Origin of the sequence: Bradyrhizobium niftali, from assembly GCF_004571025.1 — a bacterium.
In the GTDB taxonomy this organism is placed as follows: domain Bacteria; phylum Pseudomonadota; class Alphaproteobacteria; order Rhizobiales; family Xanthobacteraceae; genus Bradyrhizobium; species Bradyrhizobium niftali.
In genome coordinates this window covers 1-22,428 of the sequence record NZ_SPQT01000056.1, presented here as the reverse complement: position 1 = coordinate 22,428, position 22,428 = coordinate 1, and the positions used below count along the sequence as shown (strand labels likewise).

General features: G+C 62.5%; 16 protein-coding genes and 1 pseudogene. 12 read left to right on the top strand and 5 right to left on the bottom strand.

What is annotated here, in order from left to right:
• Positions 1-3,827 (top strand): beta strand repeat-containing protein (locus E4K65_RS44435; protein WP_209312153.1); only part of this gene is annotated, 3,827 nt, incomplete at its 5' end.
• Positions 3,828-3,888: 61 nt separating this feature from the next.
• Here E4K65_RS44435 and E4K65_RS44430 read toward each other — a convergent pair.
• The 4 genes from E4K65_RS44430 to E4K65_RS44415 form a co-directional block, all read right to left on the bottom strand.
• Positions 3,889-4,914 carry a transglutaminase-like cysteine peptidase gene (locus E4K65_RS44430; protein WP_135179468.1) on the bottom strand — a complete coding sequence of 342 codons (1,026 nt, stop codon included), beginning with the start codon at positions 4,912-4,914 and terminating at the stop codon, positions 3,889-3,891.
• Between the two features lie 216 nt (positions 4,915-5,130).
• Complete coding sequence (locus E4K65_RS44425) at positions 5,131-6,381, bottom strand: HlyD family type I secretion periplasmic adaptor subunit (RefSeq protein ID WP_135179467.1); 1,251 nt, start codon at positions 6,379-6,381, stop codon at positions 5,131-5,133.
• Positions 6,371-8,620 (bottom strand): type I secretion system permease/ATPase, encoded by a 2,250-nt coding sequence (locus E4K65_RS44420; RefSeq protein WP_135179466.1) that lies wholly within the window; start codon positions 8,618-8,620, stop codon positions 6,371-6,373. Before E4K65_RS44420 ends, E4K65_RS44425 begins: the two co-directional genes overlap by 11 nt.
• 197 nt (positions 8,621-8,817) lie before the next feature.
• Positions 8,818-10,536 (bottom strand): TolC family outer membrane protein, encoded by a 1,719-nt coding sequence (locus E4K65_RS44415; protein ID WP_135179465.1) that lies wholly within the window; start codon positions 10,534-10,536, stop codon positions 8,818-8,820.
• A 593-nt stretch (positions 10,537-11,129) separates the two neighbouring features.
• On the opposite strand from E4K65_RS44415, the gene E4K65_RS44410 reads away from it, so the two are divergent.
• The 9 genes and pseudogenes from E4K65_RS44410 to E4K65_RS44375 all read left to right on the top strand — a co-directional run bounded on the left by E4K65_RS44410 (position 11,130) and on the right by E4K65_RS44375 (position 19,370).
• On the top strand, positions 11,130-11,450 hold the full coding sequence (locus E4K65_RS44410; protein WP_135179464.1) for a hypothetical protein: 321 nt from the start codon (positions 11,130-11,132) through the stop codon (positions 11,448-11,450).
• Between the two features lie 495 nt (positions 11,451-11,945).
• The gene (gene gmd / locus E4K65_RS44405) at positions 11,946-13,016 is read left to right on the top strand and encodes a GDP-mannose 4,6-dehydratase (RefSeq protein ID WP_027549140.1); all 1,071 of its coding nucleotides are present in this window, start codon (positions 11,946-11,948) and stop codon (positions 13,014-13,016) included.
• Complete coding sequence (gene fcl, locus E4K65_RS44400; RefSeq protein ID WP_135179463.1) at positions 12,997-13,956, top strand: GDP-L-fucose synthase; 960 nt, start codon at positions 12,997-12,999, stop codon at positions 13,954-13,956. Before gmd ends, fcl begins: the two co-directional genes overlap by 20 nt.
• 63 nt (positions 13,957-14,019) lie before the next feature.
• Positions 14,020-14,121, top strand: a pseudogene (locus tag E4K65_RS50140) (DUF2231 domain-containing protein); the annotation flags it as partial.
• A gap of 77 nt (positions 14,122-14,198) precedes the next feature.
• A complete protein-coding gene (locus E4K65_RS44395) occupies positions 14,199-14,402 on the top strand; it encodes a hypothetical protein (RefSeq protein ID WP_027549142.1) in 204 nt (67 codons plus the stop codon).
• 451 nt (positions 14,403-14,853) lie between these two features.
• The gene (locus E4K65_RS44390; RefSeq protein ID WP_135179462.1) at positions 14,854-16,251 is read left to right on the top strand and encodes an MFS transporter; all 1,398 of its coding nucleotides are present in this window, start codon (positions 14,854-14,856) and stop codon (positions 16,249-16,251) included.
• Positions 16,252-16,369: 118 nt separating this feature from the next.
• Positions 16,370-17,197, top strand: a complete 828-nt coding sequence (locus E4K65_RS44385; RefSeq protein WP_135179461.1) for a 3-oxoadipate:acetyl-CoA acetyltransferase — start codon at positions 16,370-16,372, stop codon at positions 17,195-17,197.
• A 134-nt stretch (positions 17,198-17,331) separates the two neighbouring features.
• Positions 17,332-18,537, top strand: coding sequence for an MFS transporter (locus E4K65_RS44380; RefSeq protein ID WP_167771660.1), 1,206 nt, complete (start codon positions 17,332-17,334; stop codon positions 18,535-18,537).
• 371 nt (positions 18,538-18,908) lie between these two features.
• Positions 18,909-19,370 (top strand): cupin domain-containing protein, encoded by a 462-nt coding sequence (locus E4K65_RS44375; RefSeq protein ID WP_135179459.1) that lies wholly within the window; start codon positions 18,909-18,911, stop codon positions 19,368-19,370.
• A 570-nt stretch (positions 19,371-19,940) separates the two neighbouring features.
• Here E4K65_RS44375 and E4K65_RS44370 read toward each other — a convergent pair.
• Positions 19,941-20,123: a hypothetical protein gene (locus tag E4K65_RS44370; RefSeq protein WP_135179458.1), complete on the bottom strand. Its 183-nt coding sequence runs from the start codon at positions 20,121-20,123 to the stop codon at positions 19,941-19,943.
• 326 nt (positions 20,124-20,449) lie between these two features.
• On the opposite strand from E4K65_RS44370, the gene E4K65_RS44365 reads away from it, so the two are divergent.
• Positions 20,450-20,827, top strand: coding sequence for a hypothetical protein (locus E4K65_RS44365; protein ID WP_135179457.1), 378 nt, complete (start codon positions 20,450-20,452; stop codon positions 20,825-20,827).
• 239 nt (positions 20,828-21,066) lie between these two features.
• Positions 21,067-22,008: a hypothetical protein gene (locus E4K65_RS44360; RefSeq protein ID WP_135179456.1), complete on the top strand. Its 942-nt coding sequence runs from the start codon at positions 21,067-21,069 to the stop codon at positions 22,006-22,008.
• Positions 22,009-22,428 lie beyond the last annotated feature (420 nt).

Genomic DNA, 22,428 nt, shown 5'->3' with positions numbered 1-22,428 from the left:
CGGCGACGGCGCATGTCAACGACACGCTCGATCCGACCACGGTGAACCTGGGTGCCTCGACGGTGCTGGAAGGTGGGATCGCGAACTACGTGTTCACGGCGACGCTGTCGAACGTCTCGCACGGCGATACGGTGATCACGACCGACCAGGGCGTGATCACGATCACCGATGGCCAGACCACGGGCACGCTGACGATAGCGTCGGGCAATGGCGAGGACGTCTACCTCGACGCCAGCCAGCTGACGGCGACCATCACCAATGCGACCGGGGGCAATTTCGAGAACCTGGTGGTCGGGACCGCGGCGGCGACCGCGCATGTCAACGACACGCTCGATCCGACCACGGTGAATCTGGGTGCCTCGACGGTGCTGGAAGGTGGGATCGCGAACTACGTGTTCACGGCGACGCTGTCGAACGTCTCGCACGGCGATACGGTCATCACGACCGACCAGGGCGTGATCACGATCACCGACGGTAACACCACGGGGACGCTGACGATAGCGTCGGGCAATGGCGAGGACGTCTACCTTGATGCTAGCCAGCTAACGGCGACCATCACCAATGCGACCGGGGGCAATTTCGAGAACCTTGTGGTTGCGACGGCGGCGGCGACGGCGCACGTCAACGACACGCTCGATCCGACCACGGTGAACCTGAGTGCCTCGACGGTGCTGGAGGGAACAAGCGCGAACTACGTGTTCACGGCGACGCTGTCGAACGTCTCGCACGGCGATACATTCATCACGACCGACCAGGGCGCCATCACAATCCACGATGGCCAGACCACGGGCACGCTGACGATTGCGTCGGGCAATGGCGAGGATCCCTATCTGGACGCCAGCCAGCTGACGGCGACCATCACCGGCGCCACCGGTGGCAACTTCGAGAACCTGGTGCTCGGGACGGCGGCGGCGACCGCGCATGTCAACGACACGATCACCACGAACTTCGTGACCCTGGACGATGTCGTGGTCCTCGAGAACCAGACGTTCGTTTATACGGCGCATTTGGATTATGCGTCGCTGACCCCGTTCACGGTGAAATTGAACAATGGGGTGGACATCACTTTTGGCATCGGCCAGCACACGGCAATGTCTGCGCCGCAGGCGGCACAGGGCGACGATGTGTATCTGGATGGCCAGTCGACCCAGGTTTCGATCGCCAGCACGTCGGGCGGCAACTTCGAGGCGGTCGACACTTCGGACACCGCCACGGTCACGATCAACGACACGCTCGACCCGACCACGGTGAACCTGAGTGCCTCGACGGTGCTGGAAGGTGGGATCGCGAACTACGTGTTCACGGCGACGCTGTCGAACGTCTCGCACGGCGATACGGTGATCACGACCGACCAGGGCGCCATCACGATCCACGATGGCCAGGCCACGGGCACGCTGACGATTGCGTCGGGCAATGGCGAGGACGTCTACCTTGACGCCAGCCAGCTGACGGCGACCATCACCAATGCGACCGGGGGCAACTTCGAGAAGCTGGTGGTCGGGACAGCGGCGGCGACGGCGCACGTCAACGACACGCTCGATCCCGTCACCGCCACCTTGACGACCTCCAGCGCCGGCATCTCCGAGTTTGGCGGCTCGGTCACCTACACGGTGACGCTGACGAGCGGGCTGACACCGTTCACTCCAAAGACCGATTTGGTACTGACCCTGGCCAACGGTGAGCACGTCACGATCGTCGCCGGGCAGGCGAGCGGTTCGGTGACGACCAACTACACCGACGCGCAGATCACAAATCAGACGTCGATCGCCGATTCCATCACCGGAGTCTTCAGCGGCGGCAGCGAATACGAGCAGCTGCTGACGACCGGAACGACCTCGGTGCCAGTCGTGTACGCGCCGACCGTTGCGGTCGGCAGCAATGTCGCCTTGCCGGAGGACACCCAGGAGGTGTTCCAGTTTACGGCTACGCCGGTCAGCGCGGGCTCGCATGTCACCCAGGTCGTCGTTTCGGGCCTGACGGGCTGGAGCGTCGATACATCCACGGCCACGGTCAACGGTGCGACTGTGACCGCAACCTTCAACTCCGGTAGCGGTGTTCTGACCTTCAACATCAGCGGCGCCGCGGCCGGCACGGCCGAGACGGTCTCGGTGGCGATGACGCCGCCCCTGAACACCGATGTGGACGCGAGCATCACGATGACGGCCACCGCCGCGCAGGGCGCGATAAGCGCCACCAGCGCGGGTACGGCTGGGACCATCTACGTCGACGCCGTCGCGGACATGCCGACCGTGGTCGCCGGCCAGACACACATGATCTTCGTGACCGACTCACCGAGCGATTCCAATTCGGCCTTCAGCAACGGCGAAACCGGAGCGCTGCAAATCAAGGCGACGTTCGGCGACGTTCACGATGGATCGGAGACCCACACGCTGGATATCCATCTCCAGAGCGGGTTCACGGCCGGCCTCCTGGCAAGCGGCACGATCGCTGGCACCTACAACGGTGCCTCCACGACATTCAGCTACACCTACGCTTCGGCGACGGGTGACATCCATGTCATCGTCCCCCAGGATACAGGTCTCAATCCGAACGCCAGCCAGACCGCCACCATCGATCTGACCTTTGCGGTGACCGCGCCGGCGACGGGCACGCTGCCAAGCACGCTGAACTTCACGGCCACGGCGACGGCCACCGAGGCCACGCTGCATGGCGGTGGGGTCGGCGCGAGCAACGCCGATCTCACCACCGACAACGTGGCGGCCTTCACCGATACGACCGGTATCCCGGCTGCGCGGCTGCTGTCCGGTACGATCGTCACCAACTCGAACCAGACCGCCCAGGACATGATCTTGACGTTCGTCGACCAGGAGCACCCGCTCGACGCCTACTCACAGCTGGTGATCACCAACGCGCAGGGCCAGCAGGGCAACGTCGCCTCGGACGCCGGTTTCAACATCTCGGGAGCGGACCACTTCCTGGTCTCGCTCGATGCCCCGTTCGACACTTCAAAGATCGGTGTGACCAACTTCACGCTCAACGGCACGCATATCGACGAGGCGTCTGGGCACCCTCAGATCGGGATTACCGGCGGCGGCGTCAGTGCCGGTTTCACTGCGGTCATGACGACGAACAATGCCGCTGGCGTGACCGGCACGGATTCACATGACTCTCACACCAACGGCGACAGCATCTCGGATCCGTCAGCCAATACCAACACCTACAACATGACGTATGTGGATGGTAAGAACGCGACCGCGTCGGGCAGCAATGATGCCGACCTTCTGAATGCGGCGGGTTCTCCGGGCAACACGGAGAACGGCGGAGCCGGCAACGACATTCTGGTGTACCACCCGTCGACCACGATCGATGGCGGCAGCGGCTTCGACATTCTGCGCATCGATGACGGAGCGATCTATAACTCGTCGCTGGAGATCAGCAATGCGTCGGCCAACGGGCTGTCATCTGGCAATGCCCACACGGTGGGAGGTGTCCATCTCTATGGAGTTGACCTGTCGGGTGCGAGCCTCACCAATCTGGAATCGATCCTGATCACCGACGATCCGCTCGCAAGTTCGCTCTACGGAACCGAGCTCAATGGACTATCGATCGCCAAGGTCACCGCCATCACTGAGGCGACCAACAGCACTTCGGCGACGGCGCATTCGCTCTTCATTGTCGGTTCTGCCGGCGACGATGTGCAGCTTGCGACGGGAGCCGGGGGGTGGACCGAGTCGGCCAACACCTTCACCTCCACTGGCGGGCAGGCCTTCCATCAGTGGATTCCGACAGGCTCGACCGTGGCAACGGCGACGGCAAGCCTGTTCATTGACAACGATCTGCAGGTGAATCACGCCGCGCAGGCCTAGCAGTTGGGCTGACGCTGACGGTACCGGAAAGCGGCTCGATGAGAGCCGCTTTCTCTTTGTCTCACATCAGCAGCGGGAGTGCGCCGGGCCAGGCAACGCCGGCAGCGACGTCCGCGTTGCCCCATTCCGCCGCTTCGTCGCTGGCAGCCGGCGTTGCTTCCGCGGGTCCGGATAGCTGGCGCTGAGCGTAGGGTGCGGCGAACAAGTGGACGCCGGCGTGGTCGATGGCGAACAGCGGGGCCAGGTTCGTCGCCCCCGAGTCCTCGATCAGCTCGGAGCGCCGGTTGTCCAGCACGAGCCACTGCCCGTCGAGGCGCGCGGCGAGCACGGCGTGGTCCTGCCGCACGGCGCGGTCACGGACCAGCATGAGCCGGAGATCCTCGCGCGGAAATCCGGCTTCGCGCAGTGCGACGTATTTTGCGATCGCATAGTCTTCGCAATCACCCTTTGCCGTCGCGAAGGTCTCCAGCGGCGAGCTCCAGCGATCGGCCTCGCCATGCTGCGCATAGTCGCTCACGTAGCGGACGACCATGTTGACCGCGCGGTTGGCCTCATCGAGTCTTGCGCGTCCCGATTTCGATTTGACGGCGCCGATCAATCGCAGGAACTGGGCGGCGTTCGAGGGGCAGTTGCCGGCGTCGGTCTGGCAGCCTCTCAGTGTCTCTGCATCCCTCGCCAGCTTGGTCTCGAGGCCCCGCCATTTCTGCCACAACAGGCCTTCGGGCGCGCGGAAGGTGAAGAGGCCAAACGGCTCGTCGCCTTTCGCCGGCGCGGGCCTCGGCTCAGGGGCCGCGTCGGTCGCGATGTTGGAAGGCGTCAGCGCCGCAAGGCGGACTGCATTCGGCCCGCGGCCGCGCATGGCATCGAGCTTCGCCAGCACGTCGTTGATGCGGAAGAACGTCGCGGGTGCCCGCGCTGCTGCGTCAATGCCGGGTGCGAGAGTTTCCTGAGCGTCCTGAGCCAAGACGCCCTGAGCCGCGGCGTCATCGGCCCGGACAGGCGATGTCGCGCTGGCAACGATCAATGCGGCCAGCGCTGCGCCAAGCGCGCACGGGCCTTTCCGCTGCAATTCCCAATGCAGTGTCATAGACGACGTCCCCTGCGCCGGGAGCGTCGTCAACGTCTATCGCGTCGATCCACGCCCCGATCCTGTTGTCGGATCGAGACTGAGGTCTGCGACGCTTAGGCGAGGTTAAATCAGGGGGAGGGCGGCGGTCTTGTCGCAAAGGCGGTCAATCCCGCGCTTCGAGGGATCGGCAAATTGTCGCCGCGACCTTTGCGCTCTGTTAACCTTGGCGAGGCCTCAACGCTCGCGCAGGGCTTCGTCGCGCAGTGTGCGGGCCGGCCTCACCAGATAATCGAGAACCGACTTCTCGCCGGTCAGCACCTCGACCGTCGCGACCATGCCGGGAATGATCGGGAGCGGCTTCTGCTCCGTGCCCAGGTGGTTCTTCTCTGTCCGCACCATGACGCGGTAGAAGCTCTCCTGGCGCTCCGGCGTCTTCTCGCCCTTGTCGTCGACGATCGTGTCGGCGCTGATCCGCTCGACCTTGCCCTTCAGCGAGCCATAGACTGAGGAATCGTAGGCCGAGATCTTCACCACCGCGTCCTGGCCGGGCCGGATGAAGGCGATGTCCTGCGGCTTGATGCGACCTTCGACCAGCAGTGTGTCGTCGAGGGGAACGATGTCCATCACGTTGGCGCCGGGCTGCACGACCGCCCCCACCGTGGTCACGTTCAGCTTGTTGACGATGCCGTGCACGGGTGCCTTGAGGTCGGTTCGCCGGACCCGGTCCTGCGCTGATTTGATATTTTCATCGAGCACGGCCAGATCGCCCTTGGACTTCGCAAGATCTTCGTCCGCCTGGGAGCGGAAGGAGGAGATCGTGCTCGCGATCTTGGATTGCGCCTCCGCGAGTTGTCCTCGCATCTCGGTCGCCTGGCGGTCGAGCCGCAACATCTCGATTTCCGGCACCACCTTTTGCTCGTACAGCTTGCGCGTCAACGCCAGCTCCCGATCCAGCAGTTTGAGTGTGCCGCCGAGCCGGGCCACCTGCTGGTTCAGGACGTCGACATCCTGCGCCAGTTTCTGCGCGCGCATCTTGAACACACTGCTTTCCGTGGCCACGGCCGACGGCACCACCTGGTCAAGCTGATCGGGAAAGATCAGCTCGCCCTTTCCTCTGGCTTCGGCCTCAAGTCTGGTGACACGGGCCGCCATCGCAGCCCGCCGTTCCCTGATCTCGCCGAATTCGGATGCAAACTTAGTATCGTCGATGCGCATCAGGGATTGGCCCTGCTGGACGATCGATCCCTCCTGGACCAGGATATCGCCGACGATCCCGCCTTCGAGCGACTGCACCACCTGCATCTGGCGCGCGGGTACAACGCGGCCATTTCCTCGCTTGACCTCGTCCAGCACGGCGAAATGAGCCCAGACCAGGAACGTGGCGAGCAGGGCAAGGGATGCGACAAGCAGCATGCGGGAGGTCCGCGGCGCGCGAAGCGCGGCGGCGGCCCGAACATCGTTGGCAAACGCGAAATCAGACGACATTGGTTCTGGCCATGGGTGAGGCGGGTTGCTCGGCAGCTGCCGGGTTCTGGCTCGGCGTCGATGGCGCCGGCTTGCCCTGCAGGAGCGCGAGAACCTTGTCGCGGGGGCCGTCGGCAATCAGCCGGCCGTTGTCGAACAGCAGCAGGCGGTCGACCATATTCAGCAGTGAGAGGCGATGCGTCGAGATCAGAATGGTGATCTGCTCTTCGCGCAGCGCCCTCAGGCGCTCGAGAAATTCGGCTTCGCTGCGAATGTCGAAATGGGCGGTCGGTTCGTCCAGAAACAATATCCGCGGCTTCCTGATGAGCACCCGCGCAAGGCCGATCGCCTGCTTCTGGCCGCCGGAGAGGCTCCGGCCGCCTTCCGAAATGGGCATGTCGTAGCCCATGGGATGGCCCGCGATGAACGTCTCGACGCCCGCCAAGCGTGCGGCGGCCAGCACTTCCTCGTCGGTTGCCTCGGGTTTGCCCAGCGCAATGTTGTCGCGCAGCTTTCCGAAGAACAGCTCGGTGTCCTGCATCGCAAAGCCAACCCCGGACCGCAGGTCGGACGGATCGTATTGCCGCGAATCGACACCATCGACGAGGATACGGCCCTCCTGCGCCTCATAGAATCCGAGCAGGAGCCGCCCCACAGTCGTCTTGCCGGATCCGATGCGTCCGATGATGCCGACCTTCTCGCCACCTTCGATCTTGAAGGATACCTTGTCGAGGGCCTTGCCGGGCGCATTGGGGTAAGTGAAGCTGACGCCGTCGAAAGCGATCGCGCCTTCACGGATTTGTCGCGAGACATAGGCACGCGTAGGGGATCGCTCGCGCTCCAGCGACATGATGCGATCGATGGCCTTCAACGAGCTCAGCGTCTGCGTTCCGCGCGTGATCACCGACGCGATCCCGGCGATCGGTGCCAGAACACGCCCCGCCAGCATGTTTGCCGCCACCAGCGCTCCGACCGTGAGCTTGCCGTCGAGTATGAGGAATACGCCGACGACGATCAGGGCGAGGCTGGTGAGCTGCTGGGCCGTATTGGCGCTCGTCAGCGCGAGCGAGGCCCAGAAATGGACGTCTTCGCCCGAGCGGGCCGTTGCTGCGACGGATCGCTCCCAGGCCGTTTGCATGCGGGCTTCGGCGCCGGTCGCGCGTATCGTCTCGAGGCCGGACAGCGATTCGACCAGCACGCCATGACGCGCCGCAGCTTCGGCCTGCTGGCGTTTCATGGCCCGGTCCAGCGGGCGCTGCAGTGCCACGCCGATCAGGAGCATCACCGGCAACATCACCAGGGGTATCCAGGCCAGCGGCCCGGCGATCACAAAGAGGATCCCGACAAACAGCATGGCAAACAGCAGATCCGTCGCGGACACGACGCTGCCGGACGTGAAGAACTCGCGCACTGAATCGAAGTCGCGCAACTGATTGGCGAGGATGCCCACCGAAGCGGGGCGCTGCGCCATCTTCACGCCCATCACGTGCTCGAAAATGTTGGCAGCGAGGATGACGTCGATCGTCTTGCCGGTGACATCGATCATGCGGCTGCGAACCGTCCGGAAGATGAAGTCGAACGCAATCGCGAGCCCCATTCCGATCGACAGGGCAATCAGCGAAGGAAGCGCGCCATTGGGGACGACACGGTCGTAGACGCTCATGGTGAAGAGGGGCGTCGCCAGCGCGAGCATATTTATCAGGAAGGCTGCAAGCGCGATGTGACCGTAGCTGCGCCAATGCAACTTCACCACCGACCAGAACCAATGGCTTCGCGGCAGATCGCCTGCAGCGACGGCGCGTGCGTTGCTCTCGACCGCCGCCCTGACGAAGAATGCGTATCCGGTGTAGTCGGCCGAGATGGCCTGGATCGCGTGAAGCTCGGGGAGACCGGCCGTCAGGGACGGATTGAGGACTTTGACATTGCTTCCGGATTTGTCGAATTCCAGCAGGATCAGCGTCGTCCCATTCTTCATGATAAGGACGGCCGGCAGCACCAGCGCGGGGATATCGGCAATGTCGCGTTTGACGGCTTCGGTCTGGAGGCCCGCGCGCTGAGCTGCACGGTCATAGAGGGGAACTGACAACCGACCATCGAGGATCGGCAGGCCGCCTAGCAGTGCCTCGCGGCTAACGGCACGGCCGTGGTACGACGCCAGGTAAATGAGCGATGATGCAAGTGGGTCGTCGCTTTCGGGACGACCTGTCGCTTGCTTCGGTTCAGACGCAACGGCTCGCTCCGCAACGGGGTGGCCATGCATGCGCGTTGACTCGGATGCTCGAAACAACAAATGCGAATGTCCAAAATGAAATGATGCGGAGCGAAAAGCGAACCGTCATTCCAGCATAGCGGAAAACGCACGGAATCATTTGGTAAATCGGCAAAAGCACAACTAAAGGTTAATCTTCGAACCGCCTTTCGCCGATCACGGACCCGACTGTACTTGCGGAACTGGCATTATCTCTGAGCTGGCTCGAATGCCGTCGCCAGCCAGTGCGGCTTTCTATCGGCCGCGTACGCGGTAACGGGAGAGGTGTGCAGTATGACCGGATCGCCGGTGCTTCGCTGCTGCGTGATCCATTCGGATGCTCCCAGCAGGGTCGGCTGATTGGAACGCGACGGCCATCGATCCTTGAACGCCTCAGGTTCGGGCGCTTCGCTCGCGTAGCCCAGACGGGCGGTAACCCGTTCCGGTGCAGGCACCGGGACGTTCAGCGGCTCGGAGCCGGTCTGGGGCAGCTTCACGCGGAGCGTCGGCGCCCTGTAGTCGGGCGTTGCGAAGATCCCAAGATCCATCGGCGCTGCATCGACGGGCGGCGGAGCTTTCAAATATTCGAGCAACGTGCCCATGGCGGCCAAAAGTTGATAGTCGGCGAACACCACGACGCCGCGAGCCGAAGTCAACGAAACCAACGTGTTAAAATACTGGTTCTGGGCATTCAAAAGGTCGATCAGCGAACGCTGGCCAAGCTCATATTCCTTCTGGAATGCCGCAATCGTCTTGCGATCAGCCTCGAGTTGCCGCGTCAGCGCGGCGATTCGTGTCACGGTGACCGTCCGCGCTGCCCAGGCCTTGTCGATGGATTCGATTGCATCGCGCTGAAGGCGTGCATGCCGCGCAGTACTTTCGACGTAGCGCTCGGACATCTCCGACCGTCGCCAGACATCCTGACCGCCGCGGAAGACATCCCAGGACATGACAACCTTGCCGCTGTAGTCGTCGTGCGTAACGCCAAGATAGGGGTACGTATTGTCGTTGTGTGTCGCACGGCCCTCGAGCGAGAAGGTCGGAACAAAAGCGCCGTCCGTCACGCGAAATGCATGCTTTGCCGCGTCGGCGTCGGCCTGCGCGGCCTGAATGGTCGGGTTGAACCGTACCGTGGTTGCAAGGGCCTCGTCGCGGGTCGTCGGCAAGCCGCCCAGCGGTCCCGGGAAGCGAAGATTGATGGGCTCAAGTCCGACGACCTTGCGGAACTTGGCGCGGGACTCTTCCAGGCTCCGGCGGAATTCGGCGAGCGCCGCGCGGGCATTTTCGACCCGTTCGCGGGCCTGTTCGAGATCGCCTTCACCGGCGCGTCCGCCGGAAAAGCGCGTGTTGACGTTGGCGAATATCTTCTCGTGGGTGACGACGTTCTGCTCGCTGAGCGTGACCAGTCGCAAATAGCGCACGACGTCGACATAGGCTTCCGCTGCGTCCAGAGCGATCAATTCGGTACGCTCGCGAACGCGGAAAGCCGCTGCGTTGACGCGCGCCGTCTGCCGCCAGATGTCGTGAATCGAGGCGAAGCCGTCGAACAAGACCTGCCGGACGACGACGGATTCCTGCGATCCGTTTCGCCATGAGCCGCTTCCGGCGACCGGGACGGGCAGGGCGGTGCCGGTTAACACGGCAGCGCTCTGGTCGAATTTTTCGGGACCCCAGCGCGCTTCTACGCGCACCTGCGGAAGCAGCGTGCTCTGGGTCTGGCGAAGCTCGCTCTCGGTTGCGCGGCGGTTGGCCGACGCTTCACCGACCCCGGGATTGGTGCGGACGGCCTGTTTCAACGCGTCATTGATCGAGAACGGTTCGGCGGACGCGCCGCCGCACGGAACCAGTGCAAATGCTGTGAAAACGAGAATGTGCTTGAGCAATTTTACCTCCGCCCGTTTCCGGAATTCGGTCGCGGGGTCCCCCATGAAATTGCCCGAAGTCTCTCAAGGACTGCAGCGACAAGCTAGGCACAATGCGGGAAAATTGAGCAAATGTACGGGGTTGTCGCATTTATGCCACGTCGGAGGCATAACACAGGTGCAATAATACCCCTCTTTTCGGATGAGGAGCGGCGTCGACCTCGAGCGCGGTCAGGTTTCCCCCCGTGCCGTTTTACCTCTGAGGTTGTTGTCGATCCACGATGCCGCATGAGGTGCTGTTCCGCCGACCGACGATTCTGTGCTGGGGAACAGAAACCGGGCTTCGGGCTCAACCCATCGTCCGAATGAGCCCGCCGAGCGTTAGCGCTGCTTCGTCCGTCGGTTCCGCGGCCCCCGTGGTGTGGCGGCAAGCGCCCATATGAGTGCCGACCACCGTCCGGTATCAGCCGTCTGGTTGAAACAGCGCGGTGCCTGCCGAGCGCTCTCCGGCTGTCGAGGCTGCACGCTCTTGAGGGGGAGGAATGCGCGCTTTTTGCTTGCGTCCGGCAAGGCACCTAGATGATTGTGACGGAAGCGTGAACGAATGTACGCAGGCGTGACGTGGCTATTTCTTTCCGTTTATATTCTTCGGATTTCCGATGCGTACTCTGCTTATTATTCTCGGCATTTGGCTGCTCATCAATGTTCTCTTCGTCGTGATCATGATCCCTCCGCGGAAGTCGCGGAGGCCGACTGGCGAGAGAGGACAGAGCGGGCTGTCACCCGCATTGATCAATCCGAATAGCCAGCTGGAAGAGGACGAGGGTTTTTCGCTTCGTCATGCAATCATTGCAATCGCGATCGGCACCTTCTTTTCTCTGAGCCCGCCGTTGCTGCAAGCTTACGATGCGATCGCGGCATTCATCAGAAAGCTCCGCCGTGGGAAGGGGTCCACCGTGAAGACGTCGGACGACGAATAATTCCCGAATTCCATTCCATTCGAGGATCCGTGCCGAGCATGCGGAAATTCGGCAGATCCCTCCTCTGGCTAAATCGGAGCGCGGTCACTTCTCGCCCCGGACCGGCATACAAGAGGGGTGGTCAGGATCTCCCGCCACGCCGCATGATCCCAACGGTCGCCCGATCGCCATCGCTCGGGAGCAGCAAATGCCGTTTGGTTGGCGTCTGTTTGGCGTCGATCAAACGCCGGCTGCATCGCCGCACAATGAAGCAACTTCAGAGCGGTGTGTTTGGATGGGGGAAGCGCCCGATGAAACGGGAACGTCGTAACCTGTTGTAATTGCTTATAAAAATTGGATCTGCGAACTGAGCCGGAGCGCTTCACCCGCTCCAATCTCCATTGCGTCCTGTACGAGTTGACCGGGGCGGCCGTTCTGTCAAAGAAGGGCGTCACATCGACGGCCACGAACGCGCGGACCGCCCCCGCCAATGGGTACCAGGAGATCGGGATAGCAATGACTGAGCGGATCGCTCTCATCACCGGCGTGACCGGCCAGGACGGCGCTTATCTCGCCGAATATCTGCTGTCGCTCGGCTATGTCGTGCACGGCATCAAGCGGCGCTCGTCTTCGTTCAACACCGCGCGGGTCGATCACCTCTATCAGGATCCCCATGTCGGCAACGTGCCGTTCCTGATGCATTACGGCGACATGACGGACTCGACCAATCTGATTCGCCTGGTGCAGCAGATCCGGCCGACCGAGATCTACAATCTCGCCGCCCAGAGCCACGTCGCCGTGAGCTTCGAGAGCCCGGAATACACCGCCAACGCCGACGCGATCGGCGTGCTGCGGCTGCTGGAAGCGATCCGCATCCTCGGCATGGAGAAGGAGACGCGGTTCTACCAGGCCTCGACCTCCGAGCTCTACGGCCTCGTGCAGGAGATCCCGCAAAAGGAGACGACGCCGTTCTATCCGCGCTCTCCTTACGGCGTCGCCAAGCTCTACGGCTACTGGATCACGGTGAACTACCGCGAGGCCTACGGCATGTTCGCCTCCAACGGCATCCTGTTCAACCACGAGAGCCCGATCCGCGGCGAGACTTTTGTCACCCGCAAGATCACGCGCGGCGTCGCCCGCATCGAGGTGGGATTGGAGGAGACGCTCTATCTCGGCAATCTCGAGGCCAAGCGCGACTGGGGGCATGCCAAGGACTATGTCGAGGGCATGCACAAGATCCTCCAGGCCGACAAGCCCGACGACTTCGTACTCGCCACCGGTGAGACGCGCTCGGTGCGGGAGATGGTCGAATTGTCGTTCGCGCAGGTCGGCCGGCGCATCGCATGGCGTGGCGCAGGCGTCGAGGAGACCGGTGTCGATGCCAAGAGCGGCAAGACGGTGGTGAAGATCGATCCGACCTATTTCCGCCCCACCGAGGTCGATCTCCTCATCGGCGATGCCAGCAAGGCGCGCGAGGTGCTCGGCTGGAAGCCGAAGCGGAGCTTTGCCCAGCTCGTCGAGGAGATGATGGCAAACGATCTGGCCGAGGCGAAGCGGGACGCTGCCCATGGCAAACGCTCTGTTTGAGCTGAAGGGCAAGAGCGTCTACGTCGCCGGCCATCGCGGCATGGTCGGCAGCGCGCTGGTGCGCCGGCTCGCACACGAGGATGTCAAGCTCGTCACGGTGGACCGTCGCGAGGTCGATCTCTGCAACCAGGCCGCCGTGTTCGACTGGTTCGCAAAGGTGCGGCCGCAGGTCGTGTTCCTCGCCGCGGCCAAGGTCGGCGGCATCGTTGCCAACGACACGCTGCGCGCAGAGTTCATCTACGACAACATCGCGATCGCGGCCAACGTGATCCACGCCGCGCATCAAAACGGCGCCGAGAAGCTGATGTTCCTCGGCTCCTCCTGCATCTATCCGAAACTGGCGCCGCAGCCCCTGCGCGAGGACTCGGTGCTGTCGGGCCCGCTGGAGCCGACCAACGAGCCCTATGCGATCGCCAAGATCGCCGGCATCAAGATGGCGGAGGCCTATCGCAGCCAATATGGATGCGACTTCATCAACGTGATGCCGACCAATCTCTACGGCCCCGGCGACAATTATCATCCCGAAATGAGCCACGTCGTCGCCGCGCTGATCCGCCGCTTCCACGAGGCCAAGGTTGCGGGCGCCGGAAGCGTCGTGGTGTGGGGCACCGGCACGCCGCGGCGCGAGTTCCTCTATGTCGACGACATGGCGGATGCCTGCGTGCACCTGATGAAGACCTATTCGGCTGCCGAGCTGATCAACATCGGCAGCGGCGAGGACATCACCATCGCCGAATTCGCGCGCGTCGTTGCCGAGGTCGTCGGCTACCGCGGCGAGATCTCCTTCGACACCTCGCGGCCCGACGGCACGCCGCGCAAGCTGCTCGATGTCAGCCGCCTCACGAAACTCGGCTGGCGCGCGACGACCTCGCTTCACGATGGCTTGAAGCGCGCCTATGCGGCGTATCAGGCCGTAGCGCCGGTGACGGCGCAAGAGTAGGAACCTTCGCCACAAGCACGAGTTGGCCGGTCGGGCAGGGCGAAAAGCCACACGAGGCCGACCGTGCAGCAAGACCTGCGCGTGCGCACCACCGCGCAAATCGCGGGCCACCCGATTCATCCGATGCTGGTGCCGATCCCGATCGCGTGCTTCATCGGCGCGCTGCAGGACGTCGTCACCGGCTTCCTCGACAACCAGGCGCGCGGCGCATCCGCAGCTCACGCAGCGATAGGAGATTGACGATGGGCCTTGCTCAATATGCGATCGTACCGGTCAAGGACGAATGGGGCGTGCTGCACGACGGCAACATCAACGGCAAATATGCCACCAAGGAATCGGCATTCGAATCAGCGGTGGCGGCCGCCTCGCTGGCGCTGCGCCAGGGCCATGAGGTCCATGTCAGTGTCCCCGGCCGCGAAGCGGGCGAGAACGCGCTCGGGAGCTAGGGACAAGAAGACGCCGAGCACCTCGATCCCGGCCACCCAGCCTGAGCGCCCCCGGGACCACGAACGAAACGCGAATTGGGGCCGGCCACTCACGCGATCATCCGGCCCACGCCGCTCGAAATCCCAATCGTCATCTCGGCGCCTGCGATTTCGCAAATCGCGGAGACATGTGCGCGCGCCATGAAGGGTCGTTCAGGGCTCGGAGTGCCCGTCGCTGAGCCGCGCCTGCGCCGGCGTCACGGCCTGTCCGCGACGCACATAACATCATGTTAGGTTTATCGCATAACTGGGTAATTGTGTTAGCCCAGCGAAAGCCTATTGTCGCGACCAATCAGATACCCATCGGCAGTGACCAGCGCTCGCGAAGCTCCGCAGAGCGCCCGGAGAGTGCTGCCCAATTTTCAACGAAGCCCGCCAACGGGACGTCAACAAACCAGGGAGGAATTTTGAAATGGTCACGACCCGCGCGATCCACGGCATGAGTCAGTCCAGGAAGGCTGCTGCGAGCGGCTGGATCGGGTCGGCTCTCGAATACTATGACTTCTTCATCTACGCGACCGCCGCGTCGCTGATCTTCCCGCAGATATTCTTCCCGTCGGAGAATCCCACCGTCGCCATCGTCGCATCGCTGGCGACCTATGGTGTTGGATATGTGGCCCGGCCGATCGGCGCCTTCGTCCTCGGACATTGGGGCGACACCCATGGCCGCAAGACTGTTCTCATCGTCTGCATGTTCCTGATGGGCATCTCGACCATGGCCGTTGGCTTTCTGCCGACCTATCACCAGGTCGGCATCCTGGCGCCGATCCTGCTCGTCATCCTGCGCCTCGTGCAGGGATTTGCCGTGGCCGGTGAAATCTCCGGCGCGAGCTCGATGATTCTGGAGCACGCGCCGTTCGGTCGGCGGGGCTTCTATGCAAGCTTCGCCCTTCAGGGCGTGCAGGCCGGACAAATTCTCGCGGCCGCCGTCTTCCTGCCGCTGGCGGCCTATATGCCGACCGAGGCCTTCAACAGCTGGGGCTGGCGGATTCCCTTCCTGCTCAGCTTCTTCGTCATCGTCGCAGGCTACATCATTCGCCGCGAAGTCGACGAAACCCCTGCGTTCGCCCGCGAGGGAGAGCGCGGAGAAACGCCGCGGTCGCCCATCGTTCAGGCCATCAAGCTGAGCTGGCGCGACATGCTCAGGGTCATCTGCATGGCCCTGATGAACGTCATTCCCGTCGTTGCGACCATCTTCGGTGCGGCCTACGCGGTCCAGCCGGCCTATGGCATCGGTTTTGCCAAGGACGTCTATCTGTGGATCCCCGTCCTCGGAAACATGCTGGCCATATTCGTGATCCCCTTCGTCGGCAATCTCTCCGACAAGGTCGGCCGCAAGCCTCCGATCATCGTGGGCGCGCTGCTCTCCGGCTTGCTCGCCTTCGGCTATCTCTACGCCATCAGCATCAAGAACGTGCCGCTCGCGATCCTGCTGTCGCTCCTGATGTGGGGCGTCGTCTATCAGGGTTACAACGCGATCTTCCCGAGCTTTTACCCGGAGCTGTTTCCGACGCGCACCCGGGTGTCGGCGATGGCGATCTCGCAGAACATCGGAACGACCATCACCGCATTGCTTCCCGCCCTGTTTGCGACCGTGGCGCCTCCCGGCTCGGCCAACATTCCGTTGACGGTGGGGGCGATCGCCTTCGGCATCACGGTCATCGCGGCGCTGGCGGCCGTCACGGCCCGGGAGACCTATCGGATCAGCATTGACGATCTCGGTAATCCCGAGGCCGTTCCGATGGTGCGGGCAGACTATGAACGGAAGCGCGCGCAAGCGGTGAGCGGTGCATCCGCAATTCCGACCTGACGGGCACGCAAGGAAACCTGCCGCTGCGATCGATGATGTTTGCAGCGGCAGGGCTCCATGCGTTACGAGTCGATTCCAGTTTTTGGGCGCGCGAGCGCGATCATCATGAGGTCTAGGGATGAACCCCGTTGTCGTTGCCGTCGCTATCACCGGCTCCGTTCCACGCAAGAAGGACAATCCCGCGGTGCCGATCCTGCCCTCCGAGCAGATCGAGTCGACGCAACAGGCCTTCGAGGCCGGTGCCACGCTTGCCCATATCCATGTTCGAAATGACGACGAGACGCCGTCCTCCGACCCGGAGCGTTTTGCCCTGGTGCAGGAGGGGATCAGGAAGCATTGTCCGGGGATGATCGTTCAATTCTCGACCGGCGGGCGGGGCCGCGATCCTTCGGCGCGTGGATCATCGCTCTATCTGAGGCCGGACATGGCTTCGCTGTCCACGGGATCGGTGAACTTTCCGACGATTGTCTACGAGAACAGCGCCGCCCTGGTCGAGACCCTCGCCACCAGCATGAAGGCGGATCGGATTCGGCCGGAAATCGAGATCTTCGATTTGTCGCATCTGCATGGCGCCCGCCGCCTGATCGAGGCGGGGCTGATCGACCAGCGACCGCACGTGCAGTTCGTCATGGGCGTCAAGAACGCGATGCCGGCCGACGAACATGTCCTCGACATCCTCCTGGGGGAGCTGAAGCGGCTGATCCCGCAAGCGACCTGGACCGCGGCCGGGATCGGACGCCATCAGGCCGAGGTCATGGGCTGGGCCCTCGCGCGCGGCGCGGACGCGGTTCGCACCGGGCTCGAGGACAATATCAGGATCGACAAGACGCGGCTGGCCGCCAGCAATGCGGAGCTCGTGGCCCTCGCCTGTGAAGCTGTCACCCGCCACGGCCGGCGCGTCGCGACCGCGGCCGAGGCGCGATCCCTGCTCGGGATCGTGCGGTAGGGGCTGCTGCCTCGTCCTGACATGCTTCCGGCTGCCTTCTGCCATTCGGCGGCCGGCGTTCCCGTGCGCTGAGTCTCCGGGTAAGACGAGTGCCACAGGCGCGATCTGCGCCTGCCGGGCAGGCGACGTTTGGAATGCGGTTCTTGAAATCTGACGGCAGGCTCATCGGGGTCCTGCTGGTGCTTGCAATCACCCAGCTCATCGGATGGGGAACGATCGGCCTTCCGCCCATCGTCGGCCGCGACCTTGCGGCCGATCTCGGCATGAGCCTGCCGATGGTGTTTGCGGGCACCTCCACGCTTTATGTCACCATGGGGCTGTGCGCGCCCTGGCTCGCCAAGGCGTTTGCGCGGCACGGCGCACGCAAGGTGATGATGGTGGGCACTGTTGTTGCCGTGCCGGGCTACGTCGTTCTGTATTTCGCGCGCGAGCCGATGCTCTATTTCGTGGCCTGGGTCATTCTCGGCATGGGCGGCAGCGCCACGCTGTCGACCGGTGCCTATATCATGCTCAATGAGGTTGCCGGGCGCCAGGCCAAGAACGCCATCGGCGCGCTGATGCTGGTGACCGGCCTCTCCAGCAGCATCTTCTGGCCGACCACCTCGTTTCTCAGCGGCCATTTCGGTTGGCGGGGCACCTGTCTCGTCTACGCCGCCATGCTGATCCTGGTCTCGCTTCCGCTCTACGTCTTCGGCGCACCGCGCCGGAATAGTGTGAAGGACGAAGGCGGCTCGGCTGCAAAACCCTCCGATGCGCCTGCGATTCCGCGCGGCACCTTCAATCTGGTCGTCATCGCGATCACGCTGAACGCCTTCGTGAATTTTGGTCTCGGCGCCGTGCTCATCGAGCTGCTGCGGGCGGAAGGGCTGGCGCCGGCCCAGGCCATCGCCTTCGGTTCGATGCTCGGCGTGATCCAGGTCAGCGCCCGCGGACTGGACTTCCTCGGTGGGGGGCGGTGGGACGGAATCACGACCGGGCTTGTCGCCGGCACGGCGCTCCCCGTCGCCATGCTGCTGCTGATGCTGAGCGAGGGGGCGACCTGGGCGGTCGCGGTCTTCATCCTGCTCTATGGCGCCGGCAGCGGCGCGATGGCGGTGGCGCGGGCAACCATCCCGCTCGTGTTCTACGACCAGGCCGAGTTCGCCAAGGCGATGTCGATGATCGCGCTGCCGCTCAATCTGGCCTCAGCGATCTCGCCGCCGCTCCTTGCCGCTCTGCTCACCCAGTTCGGCGGCCGCGCCGCGCTGGGCCTGACCCTGGTGTTTTCCTGCGCGACCGTGCTGATCCTGGTTCTGCTCGGCCGTCGCCGGCCGCGAGTCGCCTCGGCGGCTGCCGCGTGAAACCTGTCCGCGCGCCTCGGTCGCGCCCACCATGCAGGTGTGACGGCTCGCCTCAGTCGCCGTGCATTGCCTGCCGCCTTCTCGGGCGGCTGTGGTAGTGGTCCGGCATGCCGGCGGAGAGCTACGGATTGGCCGACTGGCGGCGGCTGAGTAATCCAGGCGCCCGAAGCCGGAAGTTGGTCGGTTGGCGGAAGAGCGTTTCGGTCGAGGCCCGGCAGTCTCTGCCAATCTGCGCCGGGCAGGAGGTACCTCTTTCGAGTCTTGCGACAAAGTAGCCTCTTCACATTCGTTGCGGAAAACTGACTTTGAAGGTCCCGGAAACTTGGCAACTGGTAACGCCGGGATGATCTTTTCAGTTCGGGGGGAGACTAATGCCGCTCGCGCTTATTGAAACCAGTCATTGCAATGTGGATCTTAAACCATCGCCGATCGAGCCATCCTGGATCATTGAAGGCAATCCGGAAGCCCGCGCCTGCACGCTGTCGATCAGCACGGATCGCGCGGCCCGCACCCTGATCTGGTCCTGCACCGAAGGCAAGTTCAACTGGTACTACGATGTCGATGAGACCATCGTGATCCTCGAAGGATCGATCGTACTAGAGAGCGACGGCATGCCGCCGAAGCGCTACGACGTTGGTGACGTAATCTTTTTCCGCAACGGTTCCCACGCCAAATGGCATGTCGAGGGTTATGTGAAAAAGGTGGCCTTCTTCCGTGCGACCAATCCGTTGGGGCTCGGTTTTGCCGTCCGCGCGGTCAACAAGCTCAGGTCCTTGATCGCGCGGCGCCATCCTCCTGCTGCCCCACGAGAGGTAAGCGTCCCCGCCGCCTGACCGATCAATTTTTCGGTCAGGCGAAGAACGAACCGCACGCGCGGCAGCATTGAGGTCTGCGATGACCCTTGGGACCTGATTGTCGTCCAAACGAGACACAGAAGCTGCGGCAGGCCCTAAGCTGAACCGACGCCCGGTTTGCCCTTGAGAGCGGAGATAGGACAGGCTCGAGCAAGCTTGAAGATCAACGGGCCGTTCGTCTCGAAGTCGGGATGCAACGCCGGGGTTCGGCGCCGGCATCGAATACGCGATCGAGCAGGGTTGGCTGGAGCTGCACGAAAGCGGCACCTATGTACGGTTTCTGCCGCCAGGCGCGGAGCTGTTCCCGCGTCAATAAAGCAACATCACCGATAGCCACGCCGAAAGCGAGGCGCACAGACCAATTCCGAAATAAGGCAATAGAAGGCGCATCGGGCTTTCCCTCCGAGACGCGAATATGCCGTCAGCATCGCATGTCGGCCCGTCAGCGGCCACGAATCTGAAGTTGTGGGGGCGATGGCGCTCGTACGTCGTGCGCGCTCAGGCGACACACGGCGGCGGGAAATTACCGGTACGGCTAAGACCGCGCGGTCAGTCCGACGTCTCACGCGCCAGACGGGCAATTCTTCGCGGACCGTTCCAAACCTCAACAGCAGGGTGAGCATCGAGCAACTTCTCGGCTCGTTTTTTGGCGGTTTCGTCCGCAGGACTGTCGATTTCATACACCGCGCGCGCGACGCCGGACGAATCGACTGCATACACAACGTATCGCATGGCATTTTCCCCATCCGGGGAAGATCCCGTTACGATTCTCCTGTGCTCGTGGAGTTCCTAGCGAGAACGAGAATTGCTCGCTCGCTTAGGTCGTATTTCAGGCGCTAAGCCAGATTTACCGACTGCATTAAGGGCGCCTCGATTTTTAGGATCAAGAATGCTCTCGGCTCGTTTGCTTTGGCCATTGAGCATGTCGGCAGCACGGCGTTTCATGTCTCCTGGTCGTGACTTCCTGGCGAGTTGTTCTTCCGCAAAGCGACTGTCGGCTGTCGTTGCAAGTTCGGGATCAGGAGCAAGAACCACATGCACCCTATGCCGGATGGATGATGCACAGCTTCCAGAGCGCTAGGGATCGTCACGGGACAAAACTCAATATCCTTCTTGAGTACCCACTACGACATATTGCCGCAGGCGCGCACTTCTGGCTGACTGCTGTCCTGGAATTTTCAAGACGGCATAATGCCGCTTTCGGGCGGCATAATGCCACACCACTCGTCTTGAGCGTGCGCAGTTCAGAAACCGGATGGCCGGTTTCTCGCTTCAACGACTCGATGGCACGTGAACTGGCGGTCGTCGAGGCGAGGAAGGACGACAAGGTTATTTTTGCTACGCCCCAGTGCCGCACAACGGGCAAGGCAAGGAGGCAAGCCCGTGCAGCGGTGACGCGATGCGCTTATTCGAGCGCCAAGCGGATGGCTCGTTGAAACTGAGGCTTCCACTTTCAATTGACAGACCAGCGCGTTCCTAAAGAGCGACCACCGCCAAAATGGTCCCGACGATATCGCACGTCGGCACATTGGCGATCATCGGGCCGAATGCGTGGCCGCCATGTCGCGACGCTTCATTGGCCGCCAGCGCAACGAGCTAGGGCTAGGCGAAAGCTCGTAGCAGAGCTGCGAGCCTATGGATTCTCGCGAACGCCCAGACAATCTTGAGGTGAGGTATGAACCAACCAACCAAGAGACTTTACCGCGGCGACCTCGTGGAAGTGAAGGCGCCGGACGAAATCCTGCAAACCCTGGATGCCCACGGCGCAGTGGACCATCTGCCGTTCATGCCGGAAATGGCACAATTTTGTGGGCAAAGATTTAGGGTCTCAAGACGAGCATTTCCGGTATGCGTCTCAGCAAGCTCGCCACGGGCGTTCAGAGGCGATGACATCGTCACCCTCGATGGCGTCCGCTGCTCCGGCGCCGCCCACGATGGTTGTCAGAAGGCGTGCGTAATTTTCTGGCGCGAAGCCTGGCTCAGAAAAGTCGAAGACACGGCAACTCAATCGCAGGTCGATTTGCGAAGTTTGGATCGATTACGAACCCGCCTCAAAGTGTCGATCGGACTGAAGGCCTACTATTGTCAGGCTAGTGAATTGTTGAAAGCCACCGACCCCCTCTCGCGATGGCAAAAATTAGGAAGACTTTTGAGCGGACTCCCGGCACGCAATTTCACCGCCCTGCAGATGTTACAATACACTGGAATATGGCTATTTCTGAAAATTCGTCGGATGTTGATCGGCGAGTATCCGCGCGGAAGCAGCGAGTCCACGCCGGAGGAAAGCCTGAACCTCCGGCCCGGTGAATGGGCCGAAGTGAAATCGATGCAGAGCATCATTGAGACCTTGGACGAGCACGGGCTTAATCGCGGGCTGTGGTTCTCGCCTGACATGCGTCGATTGTGCGGCGTTCGGCGTCGGGTGAAGGGGCGGATCGACAGAATAATTGTCGATGGGACGGGACAGATGAGGCAGCTCCGCAATACGGTGTGTCTCGAGGACTCGACTTGCGGATGCTCCTACATGGGCTTTGGCATGGGGGGGTGCTCGCGCTGCGAACTCACCTATTGGCGGGAGATTTGGCTTCGCCGATGCGATGGACAAAGTGACCCGTAAGCGTCTCAATATATTAGGGCGGTGTTTCGACTTGGATCGCCGGCAGGCGTGTACTTAAATGCCGCTTCTCGGGGTGGAGCAGACCTACGCAAAGAGGTCCAGCATTTTCGCCTTTTGACCCAAAATGTATGGTCCGGCCGTGCGTAGCAAGAGGTTCGTCGATCAGGTGGTGAGTGGTCTTGCATCAATGTATCCGGCCTTTGATTGGAGCATTTTCTCCGGGCCATCATGGATATCAGCGCGCGTGCGTTCTCATTAGCGGACAGGCCTCGATTGGGCCATTTGGGTCACCAGTGTTCGCATGCGCCGGGAAGACCGAACCTCCATCTCGTCTCATCCTCTCGCAGACCTCGGCTGGAACCTGTTGATGGGGTTACGTCATCGCATGCTCCTCCTACCTCGCAGTTCCTGTGTTCGAGC

Bases quoted from the DNA above. Each gene is read 5' to 3' on its own strand.
- E4K65_RS44430 (WP_135179468.1), bottom strand. From the start codon at position 4,914: ATGACACTGCATTGGGAATTGCAGCGGAAAGGCCCGTGCGCGCTTGGC.
- E4K65_RS44425 (WP_135179467.1), bottom strand. From the start codon at position 6,381: ATGTCGTCTGATTTCGCGTTTGCCAACGATGTTCGGGCCGCCGCCGCG.
- E4K65_RS44420 (WP_135179466.1), bottom strand. From the start codon at position 8,620: ATGCATGGCCACCCCGTTGCGGAGCGAGCCGTTGCGTCTGAACCGAAG.
- E4K65_RS44415 (WP_135179465.1), bottom strand. From the start codon at position 10,536: ATGGGGGACCCCGCGACCGAATTCCGGAAACGGGCGGAGGTAAAATTG.
- E4K65_RS44410 (WP_135179464.1), top strand. From the start codon at position 11,130: ATGCGTACTCTGCTTATTATTCTCGGCATTTGGCTGCTCATCAATGTT.
- gmd (WP_027549140.1), top strand. From the start codon at position 11,946: ATGACTGAGCGGATCGCTCTCATCACCGGCGTGACCGGCCAGGACGGC.
- fcl (WP_135179463.1), top strand. From the start codon at position 12,997: ATGGCAAACGCTCTGTTTGAGCTGAAGGGCAAGAGCGTCTACGTCGCC.
- E4K65_RS44395 (WP_027549142.1), top strand. From the start codon at position 14,199: ATGGGCCTTGCTCAATATGCGATCGTACCGGTCAAGGACGAATGGGGC.
- E4K65_RS44390 (WP_135179462.1), top strand. From the start codon at position 14,854: ATGGTCACGACCCGCGCGATCCACGGCATGAGTCAGTCCAGGAAGGCT.
- E4K65_RS44385 (WP_135179461.1), top strand. From the start codon at position 16,370: ATGAACCCCGTTGTCGTTGCCGTCGCTATCACCGGCTCCGTTCCACGC.
- E4K65_RS44380 (WP_167771660.1), top strand. From the start codon at position 17,332: ATGCGGTTCTTGAAATCTGACGGCAGGCTCATCGGGGTCCTGCTGGTG.
- E4K65_RS44375 (WP_135179459.1), top strand. From the start codon at position 18,909: ATGCCGCTCGCGCTTATTGAAACCAGTCATTGCAATGTGGATCTTAAA.
- E4K65_RS44370 (WP_135179458.1), bottom strand. From the start codon at position 20,123: ATGCGATACGTTGTGTATGCAGTCGATTCGTCCGGCGTCGCGCGCGCG.
- E4K65_RS44365 (WP_135179457.1), top strand. From the start codon at position 20,450: ATGCACAGCTTCCAGAGCGCTAGGGATCGTCACGGGACAAAACTCAAT.
- E4K65_RS44360 (WP_135179456.1), top strand. From the start codon at position 21,067: ATGAACCAACCAACCAAGAGACTTTACCGCGGCGACCTCGTGGAAGTG.